This is a genomic window from Streptomyces sp. NPDC002809 (genome assembly GCF_040295435.1).
GTDB lineage: Bacteria > Actinomycetota > Actinomycetes > Streptomycetales > Streptomycetaceae > Streptomyces.
Window position 1 is genome coordinate 1 of record NZ_JBEOVJ010000065.1, and the last position, 20,321, is coordinate 20,321.

At 71.7% G+C, this 20,321-nt stretch carries 14 protein-coding genes and 1 pseudogene; 4 read left to right on the plus strand and 11 right to left on the minus strand.

Annotation, left to right across the window (positions count from 1 at the left end; all coding sequences use genetic code 11):
• Positions 1-113 precede the first annotated feature (113 nt).
• From ABT025_RS29175 to ABT025_RS29205, 7 genes and pseudogenes are all read right to left on the minus strand, one after another.
• The gene (locus tag ABT025_RS29175) at positions 114-1,103 is read right to left on the minus strand and encodes a S66 peptidase family protein (RefSeq protein WP_502972055.1); all 990 of its coding nucleotides are present in this window, start codon (positions 1,101-1,103) and stop codon (positions 114-116) included.
• Positions 1,104-1,129: 26 nt separating this feature from the next.
• Positions 1,130-3,115, minus strand: a complete 1,986-nt coding sequence (locus ABT025_RS29180; RefSeq protein ID WP_351000816.1) for a prolyl oligopeptidase family serine peptidase — start codon at positions 3,113-3,115, stop codon at positions 1,130-1,132.
• 19 nt (positions 3,116-3,134) lie between these two features.
• Positions 3,135-4,478, minus strand: a complete 1,344-nt coding sequence (locus ABT025_RS29185) for a M20/M25/M40 family metallo-hydrolase (protein WP_351000819.1) — start codon at positions 4,476-4,478, stop codon at positions 3,135-3,137.
• Positions 4,471-5,304: a M55 family metallopeptidase gene (locus ABT025_RS29190; RefSeq protein WP_351000822.1), complete on the minus strand. Its 834-nt coding sequence runs from the start codon at positions 5,302-5,304 to the stop codon at positions 4,471-4,473. The genes ABT025_RS29185 and ABT025_RS29190 overlap by 8 nt, the downstream gene beginning before the upstream one ends.
• 108 nt (positions 5,305-5,412) lie before the next feature.
• A complete protein-coding gene (locus ABT025_RS29195) occupies positions 5,413-6,339 on the minus strand; it encodes a ketopantoate reductase family protein (protein ID WP_351000825.1) in 927 nt (308 codons plus the stop codon).
• Between the two features lie 56 nt (positions 6,340-6,395).
• Positions 6,396-6,961: pseudogene (locus ABT025_RS29200) on the minus strand (zinc-binding dehydrogenase); the annotation flags it as partial.
• Between the two features lie 123 nt (positions 6,962-7,084).
• On the minus strand, positions 7,085-8,086 hold the full coding sequence (locus ABT025_RS29205; protein WP_351000828.1) for an aldo/keto reductase: 1,002 nt from the start codon (positions 8,084-8,086) through the stop codon (positions 7,085-7,087).
• A 150-nt stretch (positions 8,087-8,236) separates the two neighbouring features.
• On the opposite strand from ABT025_RS29205, the gene ABT025_RS29210 reads away from it, so the two are divergent.
• Positions 8,237-9,127 (plus strand): LysR family transcriptional regulator, encoded by an 891-nt coding sequence (locus ABT025_RS29210; protein ID WP_351000836.1) that lies wholly within the window; start codon positions 8,237-8,239, stop codon positions 9,125-9,127.
• 10 nt (positions 9,128-9,137) lie between these two features.
• Here the strand turns inward: ABT025_RS29210 and ABT025_RS29215 are convergent, their stop codons facing one another.
• Positions 9,138-10,154 (minus strand): chitinase, encoded by a 1,017-nt coding sequence (locus tag ABT025_RS29215; protein WP_351000839.1) that lies wholly within the window; start codon positions 10,152-10,154, stop codon positions 9,138-9,140.
• Between the two features lie 306 nt (positions 10,155-10,460).
• Here ABT025_RS29215 and ABT025_RS29220 point away from each other — a divergent pair, with 306 nt between their 5' ends.
• The 3 genes from ABT025_RS29220 to ABT025_RS29230 are packed head-to-tail and all read left to right on the plus strand — an operon-like array spanning position 10,461 to position 14,136.
• Complete coding sequence (locus tag ABT025_RS29220) at positions 10,461-10,799, plus strand: hypothetical protein (RefSeq protein ID WP_351000842.1); 339 nt, start codon at positions 10,461-10,463, stop codon at positions 10,797-10,799.
• Positions 10,796-13,048, plus strand: coding sequence for a bifunctional polysaccharide deacetylase/glycosyltransferase family 2 protein (locus ABT025_RS29225; RefSeq protein ID WP_351000844.1), 2,253 nt, complete (start codon positions 10,796-10,798; stop codon positions 13,046-13,048). The genes ABT025_RS29220 and ABT025_RS29225 overlap by 4 nt, the downstream gene beginning before the upstream one ends.
• Positions 13,048-14,136, plus strand: a complete 1,089-nt coding sequence (locus ABT025_RS29230; protein WP_351000847.1) for an acyltransferase family protein — start codon at positions 13,048-13,050, stop codon at positions 14,134-14,136. The genes ABT025_RS29225 and ABT025_RS29230 overlap by 1 nt, the downstream gene beginning before the upstream one ends.
• Positions 14,137-14,221: 85 nt before the next feature.
• On the opposite strand, the gene ABT025_RS29235 is transcribed toward ABT025_RS29230, so the two are convergent.
• The 3 genes from ABT025_RS29235 to ABT025_RS29245 all read right to left on the minus strand — a co-directional run bounded on the left by ABT025_RS29235 (position 14,222) and on the right by ABT025_RS29245 (position 20,169).
• A complete protein-coding gene (locus tag ABT025_RS29235; RefSeq protein WP_351000849.1) occupies positions 14,222-14,941 on the minus strand; it encodes a class I SAM-dependent methyltransferase in 720 nt (239 codons plus the stop codon).
• Between the two features lie 120 nt (positions 14,942-15,061).
• Entirely contained in the window at positions 15,062-17,509 is a 2,448-nt protein-coding gene (locus ABT025_RS29240; protein WP_351000852.1) for an ATP-binding SpoIIE family protein phosphatase, read from the minus strand.
• 215 nt (positions 17,510-17,724) lie between these two features.
• A complete protein-coding gene (locus ABT025_RS29245; RefSeq protein WP_351000855.1) occupies positions 17,725-20,169 on the minus strand; it encodes an MFS transporter in 2,445 nt (814 codons plus the stop codon).
• Between the last annotated feature and the right edge of the window lie 152 nt (positions 20,170-20,321).

The following is a 20,321-nucleotide window of genomic DNA, read 5'->3' on the forward strand; positions in this document are numbered from 1 at the left end:
CCCCAACGGCTAGCACTGGTGTGGTGCGTGTTTTTTTGTGTTTTGATCTTCCATCCCCGGCTGCCGCGGCGCCCCCCCCGGGGTGGCGGGGGCCTTCGCCGAGCTCCGTCCGTTCAGACCAGCGCCGGCACCTCGACCGTGAGCGTGGCCGGACTGCCGTCCGCCGGTGCGTCCAGAACGGCAGGCACCCCGAGCGGAATCGTCAGCCCCGTGGGGCCGTGCCCGAAGCCGAGCTCCTCGACGACGGGGACGCCCAGCGGGCCGAGCCGGTCGGCGAGCACCGCCCGTACCCGCTCGTACGGTCCGCATCCCGCCCAGGAACCACAGACCACTCCGGCTACGCCGTCGAACGCCCCGGCCCGCAGCAACTGGGTGAGGATCCGGTCGATGCCGTACGGGTCCTCCGTGGTGTCCTCGATGACGAGCAGACCGCCCCGGGCAGACCTGCGGGCCTGCGGGGTGGCGAGGTCGGCGGCGAGCAGGCTCACACAGCCGCCGTACGTGATGCCCCGGGCCCGCCCGGGCACCAGCGCCCTCGCGTCGTCGAGCCCCAGCGTCATCACCGTCTCGGGCTCGAACAGGGTGGCGCGCAGGGACTCCTGTGTCCGCCGGTCCTTCAGGAAGGTCTCCGTACCCACCATCGGACCGTGCAGCGTGGCGAGCCCCGTCCGCAGGGCGAACGCCTCGTGGAGCACGGTGATGTCGCTGTATCCGACGAACACCTTGGGCCCGGCGGCCCGCAAGGCCGTCCAGTCCACGAGATCGACCATGCGATGCACCCCGTAGCCGCCGCGGGCGCAGATCACCGCGTCGACCGACGGATCGCACCAGGCGTCCTGGAGGTCACGGGCCCGCGCCTCGTCCGCGCCGGCGAGGTAGTCCAACTCCGGGTGCACGTCCAGCACATGCGGCATCACGACCGGTTCGAGCCCCCAGCCGCGCAGGAGGTCGAGGCCGGCCTCCAGCCGCTCGGCGGGCACCGGTCCGCTCGGGGACACCACGGCGACCCTGGAGCCCGCGCGCAGCCGGGCCGGGCGGGTCAGCGGGGCGAGGTCCGCCCGTTCGTCCGTCACCGGTTCAGCCGTCGCCGGTTCATCCGTCACTGATGCAATCGTCAGATCCTCGGCCGTCACTTCTTCAGCTCCAGCCGCGGCACGTCGGTGCGGTCGATCCCGAAGGTCTGCACGTACAGGGAGAGTTCGGCCTCCAGCGCGCTGATCATGGTCTCGGCGCGCCGGAATCCGTGCCCCTCGCCCGGGTAGGTGAGATAGGCGTGCGGAATGCCGCGCCCCTCGACCGTGGCCAGGAAGCGCTCGCACTGCACGGGCGGGCAGATCGGGTCGTCCTCCCCCTGGAGGAGCAGGAAGGGGGTGGTGAGCCCGTCGGTGCGATTGATCGGCGACCTGTCGCGGTAGCGGTCGGGGACCTCGGCGATCGGGCCGACCAGCGACTCCAGGTACTGCGATTCGAAGTCGTGGGTCTCGCCGGTACCCCAGCCGGTCAGGTCCAGGATGGGGTAGATGATCGTGCCGCAGGCGTAGACGTCGGTCCCGGTCAGCGAAGCGGCGGTGGTCCATCCCCCGGCACTGCCGCCGCGGATGGCGAGCCGTCGAGGGTCGGCCGTGCCCTCGGCGGCGAGCGCCCCGGCGACGGCCGCGCAGTCCTCCACGTCGACGACGCCCCACTGCTCGCGCAGCCGGTTGCGGTAGGACCGGCCGTAGCCGGTGGAGCCGCCGTAGTTGACCTCGGCGACGCCGATGCCGCGCGAGGTGAAGTAGGCGATCTCCAGGTCCAGTACGAGTGGGGCGTGACCGGTCGGGCCGCCGTGGGCCCACATCACGTAGGGCGGCAGCTCGCCCTCCGGCCCGGTGCGGTCGGGGCTGTGCGGCGGGTAGACCTGGGCGTGGATCTCGCGGCCGCCGGGCCCGGTGAAGGTGCGGGCGACGGGCTCGGGGTAGTACGCCGGGTCGACCGCGTCCTCGTGCGGTGCACCGATGATCCGGGTGTGCCCGGTCGCCGTGTCCAGCTCCACGATCTCGTAGGCGCTGTGCGGACTCGCCGCGATACCGATGACCCGGCTGCCCTGGACGGCGAGGGTCTCGGCCCATTCGGTCCAGGGCCCGGCGATGTCGACGAGTTCGCCCGTCTCCGGGTCGAGGATGCCGAGCGTGGTGGACCCCTTGCCGTGGAGGGCGGCGATCAGCCCGTTGTCCAGCGGGCAGAACCAGTTGAGGCCGATCTTCCACAGCGGACCGGCGAACTCCTCCTCACGGGGGCAGAGTTCGACCGCGCCCCGGTGCGGATCGACGCGGTAGAGGTTCCACCAGCCACTGCGGTCGCCGGCGAACAGCAGCTGCCCGTCGGCGGTCCACCGGACCTGCGGTACGGATTCCTCCGGGCCGCCCACGACGCTCCGGGCGTCGTGGAACGTGCCGTCCTCACCGATGTCGGCGAGCATCACCTCGGTGCCGTCCCACGGCATCCGCGGATGGTCCCAGGCGATCCAGGCCGCGCTCCGCCCGTCGGGCGAGACCTCGGGGCCGGTGACGAACCGGTGCCGGTCGTCGGAGAGTTCGCGTACCGCGGACCGGTCGTCGGCCGCCGATCCGTCCAGCGGCACGGCGGCGATCACCCGGCGCAGTTCGGTGGGCGCCTCACCGGTGAACTCCTCCAGGACGCACCAGACCTCGCCCGCCGCACCCCGGTCCGGGTGCAGCCGCGGGTCGGCCCAGCGCAGTCCTTCGCCGACGGCGGAGACGGGGGTGAGCGGCCACGGCTCATGGGCTCCGTCGGGTGCGTAGGCGTACAGCCGCTGGTCGTCGAAGTGGACGAACACGACCAGCGGGCCGCCCTCGGCACGTTCGGTGCCGGCCCAGGGCCTTCCGCCGTACTCGATGACACGGCTGCGGGCGTTCCACGGCGCGGGCAGCTCCGACGTGATGCCGTCCGCCAGCCGGCGGACCAGCGCGCGCCGGCCGGCCTCGGCCGGCCGGGGCTCCGTCCACCACAGCTCGTCGCCGACCGCCCCGACGTACTCGGGGCGGCCGTCGTGGGACGCGGCCAGCGCGGCGTCGATCGGTGACGGCCAGCTTCCGTGGACCTCAGTGGATACCATGATCAATTCCCCCGAGGGTTCAGGCGGTGCGCAGATAGTGGTCCAGGACCCGGACGCCGAAGTGCAGCGCCTCCACGGGGACACGCTCGTCCACGCCGTGGAAGAGGGCCTGGTAGTCGAAGCCGACGGGCAGCTTCAGCGGTGAGAAGCCGTAGCCGGTGATACCGAGCCGGGAGAACTGCTTGGCGTCGGTTCCCCCGGACATGCTGTACGGAACGACATGGCCGTCCGGGTCGAACCGCTCCACCGCGGCGCGGAGCTTGGCGTAGGTGGGCGAGTCGACCGGCGCCTGCAGGGGCACCTCGCGGTGGTGGAACTCCCACTCGACGGAGGGGCCGGTCAGCCGGTCGAGGGTGGTACGGAACTCGTCCTCACCGCCGGGCACCATCCGGCCGTCGATGAAGGCGCTGGCGTGACCCGGGATCACGTTGACCTTGTAACCGGCTTCCAGCATCGTCGGGTTGGAACTGTTCCGGATGGTCGGCGCGACGAGGTCGGCGGCCGGTCCGATCTTGCCGAGGAGTTCGTCCACGTCGAAGCCGGGGGCGTCGAGGTCGGGGTGGATGCCGTGCAGTGCGGCGATCTCGGTGAGCGCGGCGCGGACCGTGGGGGTGAGGCGGACCGGCCACTCGTGCGCGCCGATCCGGGCGACGGCCGCTGCGAGCATGCTGACCGCGTTCGCGCGGTTGACCTTGGAGCCGTGCCCCGCCTTGCCGTGGGCGGTGAGCTTGAGCCAGCCGGTACCGCGCTCGCCCGCCGCGATGGGGTAGAGCGGCAGGTTCGGTCCGGCGTGGAAGGTGAAGGCGCCCGACTCGCTGATGCCCTCCGTACACCCCTCGAAGAGGGCGGCGTGCCGGTCGGCGAGGAAGCCGGAGCCGTCGTCGGCGCTGGCCTCCTCGTCGGCGGTGTACGCGATCACGATGTCGCGGCGGGGGCGGATGCCGGCCCTGGCCCAGAACCGGACGACGGCGAGGACCATCGCGTCCATGTTCTTCATGTCGATGGCGCCGCGTCCCCAGACGACCCCGTCGCGCACCTCGCCGGAGAAGGGGTGCACGGTCCAGTCGTCGGCTTCGGCGGGCACCACGTCCAGGTGGCCGTGGACCAGGAGCGCGTCCGCTGACGGGTCGGTGCCCGGGATCCGGGCGACCACGTTCGTACGGCCGGGGGTGCGCTCCAGGAGCGTCGGTTCGAGGCCGGCGGCGGCCAGCCGCTCGGCGACGTACTCGGCGGCGGGGCGTTCGCGGCAGTCGCCGCCGCCCCGGTTGGTGGTGTCGATGCGGATCAGTTCGGAGGTGAACGTCACCGCTTCGTCGAGCGCGAGGGCGTCGACGCTGTCCTTGGGGGTGCTCGCCTCAGCCATACTGTTCCTCCACGGCGGACGACACGATGGTCGTCACCGCCTTGAACGTGCGGATACCTTCGTACATCGTCGCGCTCGTGTAGGCGACACGCCTCTCACCGGAGGGCGCCACTCCGGGCACGACCGTGGCCGCTGCGGCCAGGTGCTCGGCGTCGAACTCCAGCTCCACGGTGAACGGGCCGCCCTCGACCGGTGTGTACCGCCCGGCGAGCCCGGCCGCTTCCTTGGCCGCCGCACGGATGTCGGCGGCGGTACGGGTGGGGGTGCGGCAGACCGCGGCGTACCGCGACACGTAGTCCTTGACGGCGACCGTCTGCGCGTCGGGGGCGTAGCCCTTGGCGTCCACGCAGGTCAGGTCGTCACCGGTGACGAGGACGACGGGGACGCCGTACTCCGCGGCCACATGGGCGTTGAGCAGCCCTTCGCTGGCCCTGACCCCGTTCACCCATACGCCGGTGATGGAGTTGGCCAGAAAGGTGTGGGCCAGGACGCCCTCCGTGCCGGCGCCCGTGTGGTAGCCGATGAAGGCGACGGCGTCGACGTCGCCGTGCTGGATGCCCTCCACCATGCTGAGCGACTTGTGCCTGCCGGTGATCATCTGGACCCGGTCGTCGAGCTGCTCCAGCAGTAGGTTGCGCATGGTCCAGTGGGCCTCGTTGACGAGCACCTCGTCGGCGCCCCCGTCATAGAAGCCGAGGGCGGCCGCGTTGACGTCGGAGGTGAACAGGGAGCGGCATCGCTCCCACTGGGGTGTGCCGGGCAGCACATCGGCCGGCCAGGTCACGCCGGTGGCGCCTTCCATGTCGGCGCTGACGAGGATCTTCATGCCGACACACGGTACGCGCCGATGAACGTGCAGGCCAGGGCGGCCCCGGCCTCCAGAGGTCCATTCCACTGAAGGGCCGCGGTCCCGGGCGCACCGGCCCCGGGATTCTCAGCCGGCCGTTGCGGTGCGGTGTTCGTGGACGCGCAGGTTCAGCGTGACGAGGTCGAGCAGCGGCGTGTCGACGGACAGGCCCCGGGCCCGGTCGGCCAGGTCACCGAAGACCTGCTCGGCCTCGGTCGGGGCGCCCTGGGTGACGTCGCGGTACAGCGAGGCGGTGAGGGGTGACCCCTCCGTGGTCAGCATCTCGGCCACCGCGTCGAGTTCCTTCGCCCGCACGGGGTGGCCCGCGGCGGCCGCCACGGCGGCGCACTCGGCCAGGAGCGCGGTCACGAATGCCCGTCCGCCGGGCACGGCACGGACGTCGCCGACGGTGCCGCGCATCAGGCAGGTCAGCCCTGCCAGGGTGCTGATGAACACCCACTTGCTCCACATCGCCGCAAGGATGTCCTGGGGCCGGTAGGTGTCGATGCCCGCGTCGGTGAGGACGGCGGCGATCGCCTCCACCCGCCGGGACGTGCCGCCCTGTTGCTCCCCGATCGTCAGACTGGCTACCGGGGCGAGGCGCACGATGTCCCCTTCGGCGTTCAGCGTGGTGATGATCCTGGCGACGCCGCCCAGCACCGCCTTCTCACCGAACCGGTCGTTGAGCCGCGACAGGTGCGCCATGCCGTTGAGCAGGGGAACGATCGCGGTCGTCGGCCCGACGGCCGGTGCGATGTCGTCGAGGGCCCCCTCCAGGGCAGTGGCCTTCACCGAGAGCAGCACCAGGTCATGGGGGCCGGAGAGCCGGTCGGCGGTGACGAGCCGGGGCGTGAGCACCTCCTCCTCCCCCAGGCCGGTGATGCGCAGGCCCCGGTCACGGAGGGCGGCGGCGCGGCGCGGGCGGACCAGGAAGGTGACGTCCTTGCCCGCCTGCGCGAGACGGGCGCCGAAGTAACCGCCGGTGGCTCCTGCTCCCACAACCAGAATCTTCATGTACGTGCACCTTCCGGGGGCCGTGAGCAGGGGGTCGAGGCGCAGGACGGCATCGTTCAGCCGTCGATGCGCAGGACCAGCTTGCCGGTCGACGTACGCCCCTCCATCAGCAGGTGCGCACCGGACTCGGCCGCCAGGGCGGACTCGGCCGTCACCGGAAGGTCAACGTGCCCGTCGGTCACGGTACGGAAGGCGCGCTCCGCGACGGTACGCAGGATCTCTGGGGCGTTTGCGGCCAGTTCCAGGATGGTGAATCCGGCCACCGATCTGCTCCCCGGGTACAGCTCGCCCTGCCCGACGCTCCAGGGCCGTGCGCCGCCCGCGTTGCCGAAGGAGACGAGCCGCCCGAAACGGCGAGCGCGTCGATGGCGCGCCGCAGGGTGTCCCCGCCGACCGGGTCGGGCACCAGGTCCACGCGCCGGCCGCCGGTGGCGCGGCGGGCCTCGTCCGGGAGGGTGTCGCCGACGAACACCTCGTCGTAACCGTGGGCGAGTGCGTATTCGGCCTTCGCGGCGGAGGACACCACCCCGTACACGGCCCCGGCACCCGCGATCCGGGCCAGTTGCCCGGCCACCGTGCCGACCCCGCCGGCCGCACCCTGCACCAGCACGCTCTCTCCCGCGCAGGCGACGTCGATGGTGACCTGACCGGGACCGGGCTCGGGTGCGACCGCCTCGACGGCGCGACTCCCCTACGCGCGAAGAGGCCGGCGCCCCGCGAACGGGGGCGCCGGCCTCTTCGTGGTTCAGCGGCGCTCGGCGCCCTTCAACAGCCCCTCGATCCTGGCGAGTTCCTCGTCACCGAACTCGAGGTTTCGGATCGCCTCGACGCTGTTCTCCAGCTGGGCGACACTGCTCGCCCCGACCACCGCGGAGGTGACCCGGCCGCCGCGCAGCACCCAGGCCAGCGCCATCTGGGCCAGCGACTGGCCGCGCTCGGAGGCCAGTCGGTCCAGTTCGCGGAGCCGGCCGACCAGCTCGGGGGTGACCGCCGCGGCCGACAGGAAGGGACTGCTGCCCGCGGCCCGCGAGCCCTCGGGAATGCCGCGGAGGTAGCGGTCGGAGAGGATGCCCTGCTGCAGCGGCGAATAGGCGATCGAGCCGACACCCAGCTCGTCCAGCGCCGTGAGCAGGCCGTCCTCGACCCAGCGGTCCAGCATCGAGTAGTGCGGCTGGTGGATGAGCAGCGGGGTGCCGAGGTCATTCAGGATCCGGGCGGCCTCCCTCGTCTGCTCGGCCGAGTAGTTGGAGATGCCCACATAGAGGGCCTTGCCCTGCTGGACCGCCGAGTGGAGGGCCCCCATCGTCTCTTCGAGCGGGGTCTCCGGGTCGGGCCGGTGGGAGTAGAAGATGTCGACGTAGTCGAGGCCGAGGCGGGTGAGGCTCCGGTCCAGCGAGGAGAGGAGGTTCTTGCGCGAGCCCCACTCCCCGTACGGACCGTCCCACATCAGATAGCCGGCCTTGGTGGACACGATGATCTCGTCGCGGTGCCGGGCGAAGTCCGTCCCGAGGGCGCGGCCCATCGCGGTCTCGGCGGAGCCCGGCGGGGGGCCGTAGTTGTTCGCCAGGTCGAAGTGGGTGATCCCGAGGTCGAACGCCCGGCGGAGGATCTGCCCCTGGGACTCCGGAGTCCGGTCACCACCGAAGTTGTGCCACAGACCGAGCGAGAGGGCGGGCAGCTTCAGACCGCTGCGCCCGGTGCGCCGGTACGGCATGTCCCGGTAGCGGCCGGCGGACGGGATGTACATGCGGGACTCCACAGGAGAGATCGTTCCGGTTCACCCGGGGGGGGCCGCGCGGCTCCGCCCCGGGAGAGGTGCGGGCTCCAGGCTCGCTCACAACGATCCAGCAGTCCAACAGGAGATTCCGCTGGGATTCAGCACCTATATTTCTCAATCATGGAGTTGCGCCAGCTGGAACATTTCGTCGCCGTCGCCCAGGAGCAGCATTTCACCCGGGCCGCCGAGCGCGTCGCCGTGTCGCAGTCCGGCCTCTCCGCGTCCGTCCGGGCTCTGGAGCAGGAGCTGCGGACCCCGCTGTTCAGCCGGACCACCCGCAGCGTGCGGCTGACCGAGGCCGGGCGCGCCCTGCTGGTGGAGGCCGAACGCACCCTGGCGGGCGCACGGGCGGCGAAGGACGCCGTCGACGCGGTACGGGGGCTGCTGCGCGGCACCCTGTCAGTGGGCGTGGAGCAGTGCGTGGCCGGGGTGAGCCTCCCGCGGCTGCTCGCCGCCTTCCACCGCGCCCACCCCCACATGGAGATCCGGCTCCGCCAGGAGGGGACGACGAACCTGGTGGACGGGGTGGCCGGCGGGCGGCTCGACATCGCCTTCGCCGCCACGGTCTCCCCCGTGGAGTGGCGCGGCGAGCTGGTCCCGCTGGCCCGTGAGCCCATGGTCCTGCTGTGCTCGCCCGGGCACCGGCTGGCCTCGGCGGACCGGGTCGGGTGGGACGAGCTTCCGGGCGAGGCGTTCATCGACTTCCATCCGGACTTCGGTCCGCGCCGGGCGGCCGACGAGGCGTTCGCGGCCGCGCGGGTTCGCCGCACGGTGGCGCTGGAGGTCAATGACGTGCACAGCCTGCTGGAGCTGGTTCACGAGGGGCTCGGGATCGCCGTGGTGCCGCACCACTTCTCCCGCAAGCCAGAGGCCCGGGGTCTGGTGGCGGTGCAGCTCGACGGGGCGGACCAGCCGTACTACGAGAGCGTCGTGGTGCTTCCGGCCGCGCAGGCGATGAGCCCGGGGGCGCGGGCCCTGATGGCGCTCGTACGGGAGGGGACCGGACACTGACCCGCGGCCGTCAGCCACTCAGCGCCTCGGCGAACGCCCCGTCCTCCTGCTCGACGCCGCTGCAGCTGTCGCTCGCCTTCGACGTGTCCTCGTCCGTGCACGGCCGGTCGCGGAAGGCCGACCACAGGGAGAGGGCGCCGACGCCCTCACTCCGGGCGAATGAGCGCAGGGACGCCGCGTCGGCGAGGGTGAAGGTCTCCCCCGCCACGTCGTTGACACCGATCATGACGGTGATGTGCAGGGCCTGCCAGGCCTTGTCGTCCGACAGCCCGAACGCGTCCGCGACCTGGTCGTGCGCCGCGGAGGCGGCCTGCTCCGCGTAGTCGCTCATGTCGCCGTCGTGGGACGGGCTGTAGTTCATCGCCATGATGTTCACCGCCGAGACCTCGACGCCCTGGGCCACCGCATCGTCCAGGACGGCCGTGCCGCTCGACTCCAGGCCGTCGGGCATGACCGGCAGGGTGTACGTGACGTCCAGATCGCGCTCCTGCTGGAGCAGCCGCAGGGCCTCGTTGCGGCGGGTGGCCGACGCGGTGTCGGTGAGCGCGTCGCCCTCGATGTCGAAGTCCGCCTTGGTCGCGCCGACCGCGTCGAGCACCTTCCCGTACGCGTCGGCGAGTTCCTGCGCGCTGTCGCAGGCGAGCGCCGCCTCGGTACCCGCCGCGCCGCCGAAGGAGACCCGGACGTCCGCGCCGGACGCGGTGAGCGCGGCCACGCGGGAGACCACGGCGGCGTCGGTGACCGCCGCGCTGCCGCCCCAGAGCGGGGTGCAGGCATCTCCGTCGGCGACCACGAAAGCGAGGTTGTACGTGTCGGGGGAACCCGCCGCGTCCGTGCCGGAGGAGGTCGTCGCACTCACGTACGGGGTGTACGCGGTGGCCGCCGGGGCTGACGCACTGGCGGCCGGGCGGGGGCCCGACACAGCCCCCTGGTCCGCCGCGGTGCCGGTCGCGCAGGCGGAGCAGGCGAGGAGAAGTGCGGCGAGGCCGGCGCCGGCCACGGCCGCCCGGGACGGTGACGTACGCATGCTGTTTGCACCTGCTTTCGGTAAAGGGTGTCCCGAAAACGCGACACAGAAGGACTGGAACACCCAGAACCTCTCACACCTGACCCGCTCCGCCCTCACAGCGAATTCATGGCAGGACAGCACCACGCCCCGCACCGTTGATGCCAACCTTGCTCTATCTAGCGACAGTTGGATGCTCGGCGACGGCACCAGGCGCCCGCTCGCAGCTCCCGTATTCTCAGCCCACCGACAGGTGAAGCACGGATCCACAGCGTCCGGCCAGCAAAGCCCCAGACTTCGCACATGGCCGTTGGTCAACATACGCAAATGCATTCCGATACCCCTGTCGAGACAGATCCGGCCGTGCGTGGCCGACGCCGCAAACACGCGCGCCCCTCCCTGCCCGCGGCGCAGGAGGGGCCCGTCTTCGTGGACAGCTCGGGCAGGCGCGCCCGGCTGCTGCGCCGGGCCGGTGCCGCGCTGGGTGTCGCCTGCGTCGGGTACACCGCCGTTCTGGCCCTTGCCTTCATGGGCGGGATCTCCCTGTCGCCCTCGACGCTGCTCCCCTTCGACGGAACGTCCGACGCCCAGGGCGGCCCCGGCGACGGCGGGCCCCCCGGCGGCGACAGCGCATACGCCCCGCCGAGCACCGGCACGGCCCGATGAGCCGGACCGGGCGCTCCCGCCCCCAGGCGATACCGGGGCCCCGGGTGGTGATCGCCCTTCTGCTGCTCCTGGGCCTCGTCTCCGTGATGCTGCTCGACGGGTATCTGCGGGCCGAGGTCGGCAACGACCAGCGGATCCGCTCCGACGCGAGTGCGAGCAAGGTCCCTGACAGCGTCCTGGACGGCGGCCCCCTGCTCAGCTTCCGGGGCGGCACGGCCCGCACACAGTCGGTGCCCGACAAGACGATCGTGCTGACCTTCGACGACGGGCCCGATCCCGAGTGGACCGGCAAGGTGCTCGACATCCTGGACGACAACGACGTCCCGGGCACGTTCTTCCTGGTGGGCTCCATGATCTCGCGCTATCCGGGCATCGTGCGCAAGGTGGTCGACAACGGCAACGAGGTGGGCGTCCACACCTTCACGCACGTCGACCTCTCCTATCAGAGCACCTCCCGCATCACGCGTGAGATCGCCCAGACGCAGCTTGCTCTGGCCGGGGCCGCCGGCATCACCACGACGCTGTTCCGCGCCCCGTACTCGTCGACGAACGACGCCATCGACAACTACAGCTGGCCCGTCTACAAGAAGCTCGGCGCGCTGGGCTACACCAGCGTGTTCATCGACACCGACAGCGAGGACTGGCAGCAGCCGGGCGTCGACAGGATCATCGACCTGGCCACCCCGAAGAGCGGCAAAGGTGCCTCCGTGCTCTTCCACGACTCGGGCGGCGACCGTGAGCAGACCCTTGAGGCGCTGCCCCGGTACATCAAGAAGATGAAGGCGAAGGGCTACACCTTCACCACGGTCAGCGGCGCCCAGCAGCAGGACGACCGGGCACAGGCGCAGTCCGGGCAGGAAGGCCAGGACGGGCAGGACGGGCAGGAACAGGCCGGGCGGGCCGCCGGTCCGCCGGCCGCCGCCTCGGCGGCCGGCTCCGATCCCGAGCAGGCCGCGCACCGCAAGGCCGACGCCACCACCCTCTGGGAGGGCCGGGCACTGCTCGCGGCCGTCGCGGTCGCCGAGTGGACCGTTCCCGTACTCGCCGCGGCACTCACCGTCGTCGGGGTCGCCGTGCTGGGACGGTTCGGGCTGATGCTCGTCCTCGCCCGCCGCCACTACCGGAAGCGCAACAGACGCCGGTTCGCATGGGGGCCCGCGGTCACCGACCCGGTGAGTGTGATCGTGCCCGCGTACAACGAGAAGGAGTGCATCGCCCACACGCTCAACTCGCTGGCGTCCAGCACCCATCCGATCGAGATCATCCTCGTCGACGACGGATCGACCGACGGGACCCCGGAGATCGCCGAGTCCCTGGGGCTCCCCAACCTCCGGGTCGTACGCCAGGAGAACGCCGGCAAGTCGGCCGCGCTCAACAACGGTGTGCGGCAGGCGCGTCACGACATCGTCGTGATGATGGACGGCGACACCGTCTTCGAACCCGACACCGTGCACCGGCTCGTGCAGCCCTTCGGTGACCCGGGGGTCGGAGCGGTCGCCGGCAACGCAAAGGTCGGCAACCGAAACACGATGATCGGTGCCTGGCAGCACATCGAGTACGTGATGGGATTCAACCTCGACCGCCGGATGTACGACCTGCTGGGGTGCATGCCCACCATCCCGGGTGCGATCGGCGGGTTCCGCCGTACGGCGGTGCTGGAAGTGGGCGGCATGAGCGAGGACACGCTCGCCGAGGACACCGACATCACGATCGCCCTGCACCGGGCCGGCTGGCGCGTCGTCTACGCAGAGCACGCCCGCGCGTGGACCGAGGCCCCCGCTTCCCTGGGACAGTTGTGGCGGCAGCGCTACCGCTGGAGCTACGGCACCATGCAGGCACTGTGGAAGCACCGGCGGTCCGTGACGGACCGCGGGCCGTCGGGCCGATTCGGCCGCGTCGGGATGCCCTTGGTGGTCCTCTTCCAGATCGTCACCCCCCTCTTCGCCCCGCTGATCGACGTGTTCACCCTCTACGCGATGCTCTTCGTGGACTTCAGTGCGTCGCTGCTGGCCTGGCTGGCAGTGCTGTTGGTGCAACTCGTCTGCGCGGCCTACGCGTTCCGCCTCGACCGGGAGAAGTACCGGTATCTGCTGATGCTGCCCTTCCAGCAGTTGGCGTACCGGCAGTTGATGTACCTGGTGCTCATCCACTCGTGTGTCACCGCGGCGACCGGTGGCCGGCTGCGCTGGCAGAAGCTGAAACGCACCGGCGTGGTCGGCGCCCCCACGTCCGGTGCGGAGAGCCGCTGATGGCAGGTGCGCACCGGCGGGGGGCGCCGCCGGCCGCCGCTCGTACGGATCCTGCCGCCGGGCCCGGTGACGTCGGACGTGACCGCTGGTTCGACGTGTTGCGGGCCTTCGCTCTGGTCCGTGTCGTCACCTACCACACCTTCGAATGGCAGTGGCTGGGGCTCGTGTTCCCGTCGATGGGGGTGATGTTCGCGCTCGCAGGTTCGCTCATGGCGCGTTCCCTGGAACGGCCGGCCCGGCAGGTGATCCGGGGACGGCTGCGCAGGCTGCTGATCCCGCTGTGGGTGTTCGGCCCGGTGATCGGCGTGGCGATGCTGCTGCACGGCTGGGTACCCGGAGCCGACGTCCTGTACTGGGTGCTGCCGGTCGGTGATCCACCGGGCAACGCGTGGGGCGAGCAGGCCTGGGCGGTGCTGTGGTACCTGCGGACGTACCTCTGGTTCGTGCTCCTGTCACCGGCGCTGCTCCGGGTCTTCCGGCTCGCTCCGGTTCCGGTGCTCGTCCTCTCCCTCGTCCCGGTCCTGGCGCTGACCGCACTGGGCGGGGGCCCGGACGGGCGGCTGGGGAGTGCGGTCAGCGACGTGTCGGTCTTCCTGTTCTGCTGGCTGCTCGGCTTCGCCCACCGCGACGGGGTGCTCGACCGGCTGCGTCCCGGCCAGGTCGTCGCCGTGGCACCGGTCCTGCTGGCGGCCGGAGGCTGGTGGGCGCTGCACCACCGCGTCGACGGGTCGTACGACCTCGACGACATCCCGCTCGCCCAGGCGCTGTGGTCCGCGGGCTTCGTCCTGCTGCTCCTTCGGTTCCGGCCCGCCTGCGCATGGCTGGGCCGCCACCCGTTGGCGGCGCGGGTGGTGAAGGTGTTCAACGCCCGTGCCGTGACGGTCTATCTGTGGCACGAGGTCGCACTGATGGCGAGCGTGCCGCTGATCGACCTCATGTGGAACGTGCCCGCGTTCGAACGGTATCTGCCGCTCGCCAGCACGTGGCTGCAGTTCGGCGTCGCCTGGGTCCTCGTCGCCGCGGCCGTCGTGCTCCTCGGCTGGGTCGAGGACGTCGCGGCGAAACGGAGACCGCGGCTGATGCCGTGAACGACGCGTCCGCCCGCGGACGGACTCCGGAGGGCTGCCCCGCGTTCCGGGCGGGGCAGCCCTCCGGGCCGGTGCGCGCCCCGGATCAGCGGGCGGCCAGGACGAACCACCGCGCCGGCAGGTCGATCCGGGTTCCGTCGGGCAGGTACTCGGTCTGCGGCAGCGCCGTGTCACCGCTGTCCAGCGTGGTCAGTCCGGCCGCCCGCAGCACCTCCGGCACCTCCTCCTCGGTGGCGCCCGCCGGTTTCAGCCCGTGCTCGAAGACCCGTCGCAGCTTCTCGGGCGGCCCGTCCGGCCCCTGCGCGGCGTGCTGCAGCACGCCCCTGGAAGCCGGGGTCAGCTCGGCGACGAACGCCCGGCCGCGCTTCCCCAGCAGGATCGCCACGGCCGCCGCGACCGCCGGCCTGGCCTCGGGTTCGCTCTGGTGGATGACCGCCCGCATGTAGACGTTCGCATCGCCGATCCGCTCGTGCAGGGCGCTCACGGCGTCACCGTCGACCATGTCCAGCTGAGCGAACTCGGCGACGCCTTCGGGGTCCGCCCGCCGGGCGTGGCCGATCGCCGCGTACGAGAGGTCCACGCCGATCGCACGGGCGAACCGGGTGGCGAGATAGCGGGTCTGGGTGCCGTTTCCGCAGCCGAGGTCGACGACGGGCAGTGAGACATCCGCGTACGGCAGGAGCAGTTCGCTGTGCGGTGCGGCGCTCAGCGAGGGGTCGGCGTCCCAGATCGCCTCGCCGGGTGTGTCCGAAGTGGCCGACCAGAAACCTTCCCACGCCTCGCGGTATCGCTGCGACACATCCATGCGCACTCCCGAGTCCGGCCGTCCCGCGGCATTTCGCTCAGCACCGGACTACCGTCTTCCGCTGTTCCGGGCAAGGGTGCGCACACGGCCCAAGGCCTCGGCCCGTTGGAGGCCCCCCTGTCACCGGGCGAACGGCCGGGGGCGCGGGACGCGGGAGAGTGCCAGCTCGAACCAGACTTTCTTGCCGCGGGCCGTGGTGCTGGTGCCCCATTCCCGGGCGAGGCTGCTCACCAGAACCAGTCCGCGGCCGGACTCGTCGTGCGCGGTGGTGCCCAGCAGCGTGGCGGGGGCGGGCTCGTCGTCGCTGACCTCGCAGAGCAGGGCTCCGGTTCGCACCAGCCGGAGGCCGATGTGATGGGTACGGCCGTGCTTCACGGCATTGGTGACGAGTTCACTGACCATCAGCTCGGCCGCCTCCACCGCGTCCGGCAGTTCCCAGTCGAGGAGTCTGCCGCGCACGAGACGGCGGGCCCGGGCCACCTCGCGCGGGTCCAGGGCCAGCTGCCACTCGGCGACGTCGCCGTCCGGGATGCCGTTGAGCCGGGCCATCAGCAGGGCCACGTCGTCCTTGCGGCCGCCGCTGGGGTTCAGTGCCCGGATGATCGTGTCGCAGGCATCGTCCATCGAGGCCGCCGGATGAGCGGCCGAGGCGCAGAGCGCGGCCAGACCGGCGCCGATGTCCTGGCCGCGCACCTCGACCAGACCGTCGGTGCACAGCACCAGCCGGTCGCCCGGGCGCACCCGCACGGTGGCGGTCTCGAAGGCGACCCCGCCGACGCCGACCGGGGCGCCGGTCGGCAGGTCGAGCAGCTCGGCCCGCCCGTCCTCGGCGCGCACCAGCACCGGCGGGATGTGCCCGGCGTTGGCGATCTGGAGCTCGGAGCGGATCGGGTCGTAGACCGCGTAGAGACAGGTCGCGAGGTACTGCTCACCGAGTCGCTGGGCCAGGTCGTCGAGGTTGCGCAGGAGTTGGGCGGGCGGCATCTCCATCGTGGCCATGGTCAGGACCGCGGTGCGCAACTGCCCCATCATCGCGGCCGAGTTGAGGCCGTGACCCATCACGTCACCGACGACGAGCGCGGTCCGGGACCCGGGGAGCTTCACCGAGTCGAACCAGTCGCCGCCGACCCTGCCGAGCCGGGCGCCGGGCAGGTAGCGGGTGGCGATGTCGCAGCCCGCCATGCGCGGTTCGATCTGCGGCAGCATGCTGTCCTGGAGCGTCTCGGCGACGTTCTCCTGGTACGTGTACATGCGGGCGTTGTCGAGTACGAGCCCGGCCCGGGCTGCGAGTTCGGCGCCGGTGGTGCGGTCCATGTCGTCGAAGGGTTCGCGGCCGGGGCGGCGCATCAGCACCATGAAGCCGAGCACCACGCCGCGGGCCTTGAGCGGGACGATGAGCAGGGAACGGTGTGTGATCAGGGGGCGCAGGTCACGCTTCTCGAACTCGCCCGAGATCCGGTTGCTCAACTCCTCGCCGACGTAAGGGATGATGACCGGTTCGCCGGTGACCATGCACTGGAAGAACGGGGTGTGCTCGGGGAAGGCGATGGACTCACCGACGGGCACGGTGTCGTCCCAGCGGCCCGGTTCGTCGTTGTGCTCGACCCAGACGCGGTGCCAGATGGTCGTGACGTCGGGCGGCCCGTCCGGGAAGTCCTCGCCGGCCAGGACCGCGGCGCGCAGATGCGTTCCGGCGAAGTCGGTGAAGCGGGGCACGGCGGCGCTGGTGACCTCGCGGATGGTCCGTTCCAGGTCGAGGGAGGTGCCGATGCGGCCGCTGACCTCGTTGAGGAACTCCAGCCGTTCGCGGACCGCCGCGTATTCGAGGTCCAGCTCGGGACGGGGTGCGGCGCGCGGGACGGACGAACCCCCGGCGGTACGCTGCGGGCCGCCGGCGGTGCGGTGTCCGGTACGCCGCGGCACGCCCCAGTCGGGAGTCACGGGGATCCGGTCACGGTGACTGAACTCCAGCACGGGATAACCGAGTTCAAGAACCTGGGAGACGATCCGGGTGGCTTCCCTCACACTCATGCTGGGCAGGATCTCGGGCAGTCGCGAGGACAGCTCCCGGTAGCCGGGGAAGTCGGTGTGCAGGGCGAATCCGGGGGCGATCGTCTCCTTGTCCCGGATATCGCCGTCACCGTCGGCCCGCAGCGGCCCGCAGTCGGCGGCCAGCACGAGCAGCCGTTCGGGGCCCGGGCCGACGAGCGGATAGGCCCACCAGAGCACGTCCATGCGGCCGCGGCCGGGCTCGTCGACGCGGGCCCGGCCCGCCGCCGGGTAGGCGACCGTCCCGTTGAGGGAGTTGTCGAGTTCCGGACCGAACTCGGTGTACGCCCTGTCCGGCAAAGGATCGCCGTGCTGTCTCAACGCACCGGTCACCGGCAGGAGTTCACCCGCGGGGCAGCCGACGGCGTCCTCCCGGGAGACCCCGAAGAGTCTCCTCGCGCCGGTCGACCAGTGCGAGACGAGTCCGTCCGCGTCGACGACGACCACGGCGAGCGGCACGCGGCCCGCCGCGGCGTCACGCGGCTGTGGTGTCCGCTGCGGTGGCACACCGAGGTCCATGGGCGGAAGGCTCCTTCCCTCACCGCAAGGTTCTACGGTGCGTGCGTCCACGGTACGGCCCCGCGTCCGGCGTCGCGGGCCATCGCACGGAATCACCCCCACGGGTGGCGCACCGCGCGCGGCCGGATGCGGGGGCCGGACCGCGCGGCCGCACGCGGGGACCGGACGCGGCGGCCTGACCGGAAGGGCGGGGGAGCCCGGCCCGCACCCGGCCCTCAGTCCTCGTGGCCCAGCTGGAGGTCCCGTTCGGTGCGACCGCCGCCCGCGACCTGGAGCACCGTGGCGACCGGCGGATACCCTGCCGCGATCACGGTGTACTCGCCCGTGGACAGATCGACGAACCGGAAGGATCCGTCGGCGCCGGTGGTCAGCGTGTCGACCACGTTGCCGGCCGCGTCCAGAAGCGTCACACGGGCGTCCTCGACGGGCCGGCCGCCACTGGCCCGGACGATCCCGCGCAGCACGGCTCCGCCGGCCAGTTCGATGTCCTGCCGGGTCTCCCTGGCCGCCTGCACGCTGACCGGCAGCGCGGCGGGCCGGAAGGCGGGAGCCGAGGCGGCGAGGGTGTACTCGCCCGCGACCAGCTCCGCGATCACGTACCCGCCCTCGCGCCCGCTGCGCGTGGAGGCGACGACCTCCCCGCGTACGTCGGTCAGGGTGACGGCCGCGTCCCGTACCGGGACACCGTCCGCGGTCACGACGGTCCCGGCCAGCCGTCCGGCGCCCCCGAGTACCACGTCCAGTTCCACCGGCCGTTCGCCCACGGTGACGCTGACCGCCTGCGGCTGGTGGCCCCCCGCGGCGGCGATGAGGACGTACGAACCGGCGCCGGGCACACTCAGCGCGTACCGCCCCTCGTCCCCGCTGGCGCCCCTGCCTACCTGTTGTCCCTGGACGTCGATGAGGGTGAGGGCGGCGCGAGGCACCTTCGTACCGTCGGAGTGCTGGACACTGCCGCAGACCGGCACCCCCGAGAGGTACCCGGTGGGCGGGGGGCCGGGGTCGGTACGGGCGGCGGGGATCGCTGCGGGATCGGCTGCGGTTTCGGGGCTGTGGTGGGACACCAGCGGTTTCTCCTTGAGGAAGAAGGCGATGAACAGGCCGAGCACGAGGACCGGCACCAGGTAGAGGAAGATCCGGGGCATCGCGTCGGCGTACGCCTGGATGTAGGCGTCCCGCAGCGCGGGCTCCATCGCATGGACCAGCTGCGGCGTGATCGACTCCGGGTCGGGCAGACCGGCGCCGGAGGGCAGGCGCACGGCGAGCGCGTCGGCCAGCCGTCCGGCGAAGAGGGTGCCGAACACGGCGGCGCCGACACTGCCGCCGATCTGCCGGAAGTAGTTGTTGGCACTGGTCGCGGTGCCGAGGTCCGCGGGGCGTACGGAGTTCTGCACGGCCAGGACGAGCACCGGCATGATCAGCCCGATCCCGAGGCCGAGGACCGCCTGCGCGATGCTGTATTCGAACCGCGGGGTGTCGGTCTCGAGCCGGGACAGCAGCCACATGCCCACCGCCGAGATCGCGCTGCCCGCGATCGGGTAGACGCGGTAGCGCCCGGTGCGGGAGATGAGCTGGCCCGAGACGACGGAGGCGCCCACGATGCCGCCCATCATCGGGAGCATCAGCAGTCCGGACTCCGTGGCGGTGGCCCCGTCGACCATCTGCAGGAAGGTCGGCAGGTAGCTGGCGGCGCCGAACAGCGCCACCCCGACGACCGCGCCGACCAGGGCGGTGACGTTGAAGATCGAGTCGCGGAACAGCCGCAGCGGAATGATCGGTTCGGGCGCGCGGTGCTCGACGGCGAGGAACAGCAGAGTCGTTCCGGCGGCTCCGGCGGCCAGCCCCAGAATGGTGCTCGACCCCCAGGCGTACTCCGTGCCGCCCCAACTGGTCAGCAGCACGAGGCAGGTGGAGGCGGCTGCCAGCAGAACGGCGCCGAGGATGTCGAGCCGGGGCCGGACCTTCGGCTTGGGCAGTTTCAGTACGACGGTGATGACGGCCAGCGTGACCAGGCCGAACGGCACATTGATGTAGAAGCACCAGCGCCACGAGGCATGGTCGGTGAAGAAGCCGCCGAGCAACGGGCCCGCCACGGACGCGAGTCCGAAGGCCGCACCGATGAGCCCCATGAACCGGCCGCGCTCCCGGGGCGGTACGACGTCCGCGATGATGGCCTGGACGCCGATCATCAGCCCGCCGCCCCCGACGCCCTGAAGGGCCCGGAAGGCGATCAGTTCGTCCATGGTCCGTGACCAGCCGGCCAGCGCGGAGCCGACGACGAAGACGACGATCGCGAACTGGAAGACGCTCTTGCGGCCGAAGAGGTCGCCGAGCTTGCCGTAGATCGGGAGACCGATGGTCGAGGCGAGCAGATAGGCGGTGACCGCCCAGGACATCTTCTCCAGGCCGTGCAGCTCACCGACGATCTTCGGGAGCGCGGTGGCGACGATCATCTGGTCGAGCGCCGCGAGCAGGAGCGTGAGCATCAGCCCGATGAAGACGAGCCTGATGCGGCGGGGGTCGGTCGCCCCGTCGCCGGGCAGGGCCGGGGCGACGGGTTCCGTCGCGGCGGGCGGCGAAGGCGGCGCGACCAAGGGCACCGTCTCGGCGCCGCCCGTACCGTCCGGCTCGTCCTTCACCAGAGTGATGCCACCCACCACGTGCCGCTCCCCTCGTCGCACTGCCGCCGCACATTTCTCGCATTGCGCGACAAGTGAGGGCAAACGCGGCGAGGGGGCGCTGACGGCGCACTCAGGGGGCGTATCCCCCGGTGGGAGCCACTACGGCGCACAGCCGACCGGCCGGAAAGACC

Bases quoted from the DNA above. Each gene is read 5' to 3' on its own strand.
- ABT025_RS29180 (WP_351000816.1), bottom strand. From the start codon at position 3,115: ATGGTATCCACTGAGGTCCACGGAAGCTGGCCGTCACCGATCGACGCC.
- ABT025_RS29185 (WP_351000819.1), bottom strand. From the start codon at position 4,478: ATGGCTGAGGCGAGCACCCCCAAGGACAGCGTCGACGCCCTCGCGCTC.
- ABT025_RS29190 (WP_351000822.1), bottom strand. From the start codon at position 5,304: ATGAAGATCCTCGTCAGCGCCGACATGGAAGGCGCCACCGGCGTGACC.
- ABT025_RS29195 (WP_351000825.1), bottom strand. From the start codon at position 6,339: ATGAAGATTCTGGTTGTGGGAGCAGGAGCCACCGGCGGTTACTTCGGC.
- ABT025_RS29205 (WP_351000828.1), bottom strand. From the start codon at position 8,086: ATGTACATCCCGTCCGCCGGCCGCTACCGGGACATGCCGTACCGGCGC.
- ABT025_RS29210 (WP_351000836.1), top strand. From the start codon at position 8,237: ATGGAGTTGCGCCAGCTGGAACATTTCGTCGCCGTCGCCCAGGAGCAG.
- ABT025_RS29215 (WP_351000839.1), bottom strand. From the start codon at position 10,154: ATGCGTACGTCACCGTCCCGGGCGGCCGTGGCCGGCGCCGGCCTCGCC.
- ABT025_RS29220 (WP_351000842.1), top strand. From the start codon at position 10,461: ATGCATTCCGATACCCCTGTCGAGACAGATCCGGCCGTGCGTGGCCGA.
- ABT025_RS29225 (WP_351000844.1), top strand. From the start codon at position 10,796: ATGAGCCGGACCGGGCGCTCCCGCCCCCAGGCGATACCGGGGCCCCGG.
- ABT025_RS29230 (WP_351000847.1), top strand. From the start codon at position 13,048: ATGGCAGGTGCGCACCGGCGGGGGGCGCCGCCGGCCGCCGCTCGTACG.
- ABT025_RS29235 (WP_351000849.1), bottom strand. From the start codon at position 14,941: ATGGATGTGTCGCAGCGATACCGCGAGGCGTGGGAAGGTTTCTGGTCG.
- ABT025_RS29240 (WP_351000852.1), bottom strand. From the start codon at position 17,509: ATGGACCTCGGTGTGCCACCGCAGCGGACACCACAGCCGCGTGACGCC.